Below are 4,036 nucleotides of genomic sequence, written 5' to 3'. Positions count from 1 at the left end.
TGGACGTCGACGTCGATGGTGTAGGGAGAGTCCATGGCGGGTTTCTGCATCGGGTGACGTGATGGTGCGCCGGTGGCCGTGAGCGGACAGTGCACGTTTTCGGCGGGAAGGCGCCGGCTGTGAATCCAAGCCAACCACCAGGAGCCGCCGCCGCGTACGGCAGGCACGCGCAGGATGGACCCCGGACGGTCGACGTCGGGCCAATGGCGTCATCAACGCCCTGACAATCGTGACCTCGCCGGCATATCGAGCCAAGCGGCGCGGGAAGGGGTTTGTGAGACGGCGCGCCGATGGCCCCGATGACGGATGTGCCGTTTTGCAGACGGAAAACCCGACCTCGGGGTCGAACGCCATACCTGCAAAAGTGCTGGCCATGTGCCTTGCCTACCGGAAGCTTCAGCATCCCCTCCTCCGCCTCGCTTACCCGTCAAGAACGCGTCGGCTTCGGGTTCCCACCGGCGTTTACTTCTAGGAGGCAGCTCTCGCCGTCTCGATCTTCCGATCGTGCGTAGGCGGCAAGGACGGGCGGACTTCGCGGATTAACGTCTGCCATTCGGCGTCGCTGAGCGCGCCCATACCCTCACGGTGGGCCTTAACCGCTTCGGCATACCCCGGCTCGACCTCGAGCATGAACCCGGCGTCGAGCAACTTCCCGAGCAAGCCCGGCAAGTCGGCGCTCGTATCGTGATTCACAGAACTTCAAACCACCGGGGAAAGGTCGGTGCAGCAGTCAAGCCAGCTCCACGTCCTGCGGCGTGTCCATGGCGCCGGCTGGCATGCCCATCAGAAACTCGATTTCCTCGGCGAGAGCATCGCTGACTGGCGCCTACCTTCACTCATGGGTGTCTGCGCATGGCATGCGACGTGCCTGGATGGCCAAAGCCGTGGGAATCGACAAGCCAGTTTGCCATCCGTGTTGGCAGCATGCAGCATGACGCTGCGCCGGGCTATTGAATCTCGCGCTGGAGTGCCATCACCAGGACTGCCTATGCACGCTGACTGGACACACACCGACGAGCAGGGCCGGCGCATTCTGGTCCATGTGTCGTTTGCACCAACCGGACGGGACGTGCAGTGGATTGCGTAATTTGGTGGGACCACACACGCGACGGGGGAGCTTGCCGGAAGTGCCGTCGATGAGGCGGGCGTCCGGACCGCCGTGCAGCACGCCCTCCTTCAGGCCGACGTCCTTGCCAAGGCAAAGGCCGGTTCCTATCAACCATCCTCCCGCAAGGCAGAGGAGCGCGTTGTCGATGGCCTGATGCAGTTTCTCGCGCGCGGCGCGCCATGCGGCAGGTTCCGGTCGGACTTGTTTCTCAAGAATTTCCCTCAGGGCATGCGCACACGCCGTTGCCATCGGCAGCCTTGCCGCATCCGTCCGAAGGGCAACGACCTGTACGTGATGGCGCGCCTGGGGAACAGGCTGTGCTCCAGTGCGTCATCCAGATGCACGGCGGCGCGGATGATGGCTTCGAGCGCCAGGATGCGGGGCGTATCGGGCAGGGCACGTCCTTTGCTTGTGCGAACGCGGGAGTCTAACGCGCACACAAATGGCCGTCCAAAAAAAACCGCCTCCGTTTGCACGAAGGCGGCCGGCGCACAGCTGGGGGTGCGAGGGGCTGCGAGGTTGAATGCACGTTGGCAGTGAGCGTGTCAGGAATACGTGATACGCCCTACCTTGGGGTTGCCCGTCTCGACGGCTTAGCCGAGGGACCCGCCCGGGTGTCTTCGCCGGCCGATTCCGACGCTGCCAACGTTGGGACAACCGCCGCCATCGCCGCGTTCATGTGGCGGCGCTGCTCGTCGTCGACAATGACCAGCAAATGCTGGAGAAGGCGGGGTCTGCCGTATGGAGGTCCCGGACGGCGTCTTTGAGCTCCCCCGGCTCGTCGACAGGGTCAGGAACGAGGTGCGGCAATCGGACTTGAGCCCGACCACCTCGGCGCCCAGGCGGGAGATGGCGGCTATGAGTTCGACGACGTGCGTTTTTGCCTGGTGGAGCGCATCGACCGCTTGGGCAACGCACTGGTGTTGGTCACCCCACTGCCGCTGGTCAACCTTGGTCTTCGAAATGGTCCATTGCGGGTCCGCGGCGGACGCGCGCTGTACCACCGATAACATGGGCTAATCGCCCTGCCCTGACGCCCGAATTCGGCCAGAAGCTGCAAAGGCAGAAATGGCAATACGATGCGATTAGGAACCCAAATCGCTGCTAACGTGGAAAGGCACCGGACTAGGCCCGGTGAGGACTTCCGGCTCAGGGCCCGGAAACTCCGATATCTAGGGTACCGAGTTGCTATCCGCCACTCCCGCCGCCGCGACATTGGCAAGCTCGAGGTCACGGCTCCGTCGATGGCTCGCAGCGCACGGTTTCTGACGCGAACGGTGCGCTGAGCCTCGTGTGGATCAAGTGGCCTGTGCGGACCTGAACGCGATGGTGTCCCGACCGCTAAAGCCAGCACTCATCGTGCCGTTAAGCGGTTGAAGGCCCGGGGGTCGGGCTGGTCACGCAAACAGCCATGAGAAGCTTACGAATTCGCGTCACTTTCGGGTGTGGTGTGCTGGCATTGATGGCGTCCGGCACTGCACTGGCAGCCTGCTCAGCAAAAGACTTTGCCATCGAGGCATTTGCGGTCAAGCTGCAGCAGGGGTCTGGCCAGCCGCGTTTCAGTATGAAGGGGCAGCTGGTCAACCACTGTACTGAAGCCGCTGCCGCACAAATTCGCATCGACGCCAAAGACGCTGCCGGCAAAGTCCTCTCGAGCAAACAAGGTTGGCCTGCGGGAACGTCGAATATCGAGCCAGGCAAAGCGGTCGACTTTGATCTCGGCCGTCTGTTCCGCTACCAGCCCGACATGAGCGATTACACCGTGTTGGTCTCGGACGCGAAGACCTGGTGACCATCTTTGCGGAGCTTGCGCGCTAGCGACCCATCGCCCCTCGTCTTACTTCTCGCCGACAAGTGCTCCACACTCCGCAATGATCTTGGCCCCCTGCATCGGTTTTGATAGGAGGCGACGCGGATGCAGGTCCGCCGGTACTTCCGATGCATCGCTGGCGGAGAGAAACGCATATGGAATGCCACGATCCTCTAGAACGCGCGCCAGGTTGTACGACGTACCGTCGGGAAGGTTCACGTCCAAGAGAGCTCCGTCGATTGCATCGGCGCCCACGTGTGAATCTGCCTCCGAGCAGCTGCGATAAGGGCCGAGCACCACCGCGCCCTCCCCTTCTAAAATCGTGCTCAAAATCATCCCGATCAAATCGTCATCTTCTACTACAAGAAGTCGGGATCCAGCCAAGGTTTTCATAAAGATGCCAATCAATGAAGAGATCAGACGCTCACACGCGTGAAGTGAAGCGGCCGTGCCCACACACACGTTTGGCGCCGAGAGCGCTAAAGCAGTACGCATAGCGCATATTGCCGCCCTGTCGAGGCAGAATGGCCGACAGGACGGCGAAGTGCGGTCGCATGGATAGGGAGAAATGGAGCAGATGGCGACCGTAGGTCATCGATCCGATGCGCCGCCTGGTCGCTCCATCACGCTTGTCGCAGTTTCAGGGCAGGATGCGTACGCCTGCCTCACGATCAAAATATCGCCCCTTAGCGCCATCGATAAATGCCTTGGTTTGCGATGCCGCGATAACGCCCGCATCGGCCTCAAGCCCGGAAGCGTCGAACAATGCCCTACCCCCGTCGTCCAAGGCGATGGCTTTGAGGTGACCGAAGGCATCGCGGACAAAATCCACGGCGGCGGCATCGCTTACCAGCTGACCAGCGCCCTCCTCGCTCAGGATGACCGCGACCGCGTCAAAATTGATCGATGGCGTCCCGGCGAGCTGTCCGTCAGCGGCCATCTTCGTTCCACTCGACAAAACGGCTCCTCCCACTTTTGGCGCAACGATCTTGACGGTCGAACCCGCGGCTTCGGCCGCCTTCACAACGGCCGCTACCGCCTTGGCGTCCGATCTATCGTTGATCAGAATGCCGACAACGCGACCCTCCAGCGTCTTCTTCATCTTGCCGATAATCTGC

At 61.9% G+C, this 4,036-nt stretch carries 2 protein-coding genes and 1 pseudogene; 1 reads left to right on the top strand and 2 read right to left on the bottom strand.

Going from position 1 to position 4,036, the window contains the following annotated elements; translation table 11 throughout:
- The first annotated feature begins 2,519 nt into the window (after nt 1-2,519).
- Nucleotides 2,520-2,900 carry a hypothetical protein gene (locus VI08_RS19465; protein ID WP_045831303.1) on the top strand — a complete coding sequence of 127 codons (381 nt, stop codon included), beginning with the start codon at nt 2,520-2,522 and terminating at the stop codon, nt 2,898-2,900.
- Nucleotides 2,901-2,945: 45 nt separating this feature from the next.
- On the opposite strand, the gene VI08_RS19460 is transcribed toward VI08_RS19465, so the two are convergent.
- Nucleotides 2,946-3,326 (bottom strand): response regulator, encoded by a 381-nt coding sequence (locus VI08_RS19460; protein ID WP_232309603.1) that lies wholly within the window; start codon nt 3,324-3,326, stop codon nt 2,946-2,948.
- 232 nt (nt 3,327-3,558) lie between these two features.
- Nucleotides 3,559-4,036: pseudogene (locus VI08_RS19455) on the bottom strand (catalase HPII); the annotation flags it as partial.

It is taken from the genome of Luteibacter yeojuensis (assembly GCF_000964085.1).
Classification (GTDB): Bacteria; Pseudomonadota; Gammaproteobacteria; order Xanthomonadales; family Rhodanobacteraceae; genus Luteibacter; species Luteibacter yeojuensis_A.
Note: the sequence above shows the minus strand (reverse complement) of the source record. Positions and strands in the feature narration are given on the sequence as shown.

Excerpts from the sequence above, each read along its gene's own strand:
- VI08_RS19465 (WP_045831303.1), top strand. The coding sequence starts at position 2,520 with ATGAGAAGCTTACGAATTCGCGTCACTTTCGGGTGTGGTGTGCTGGCA.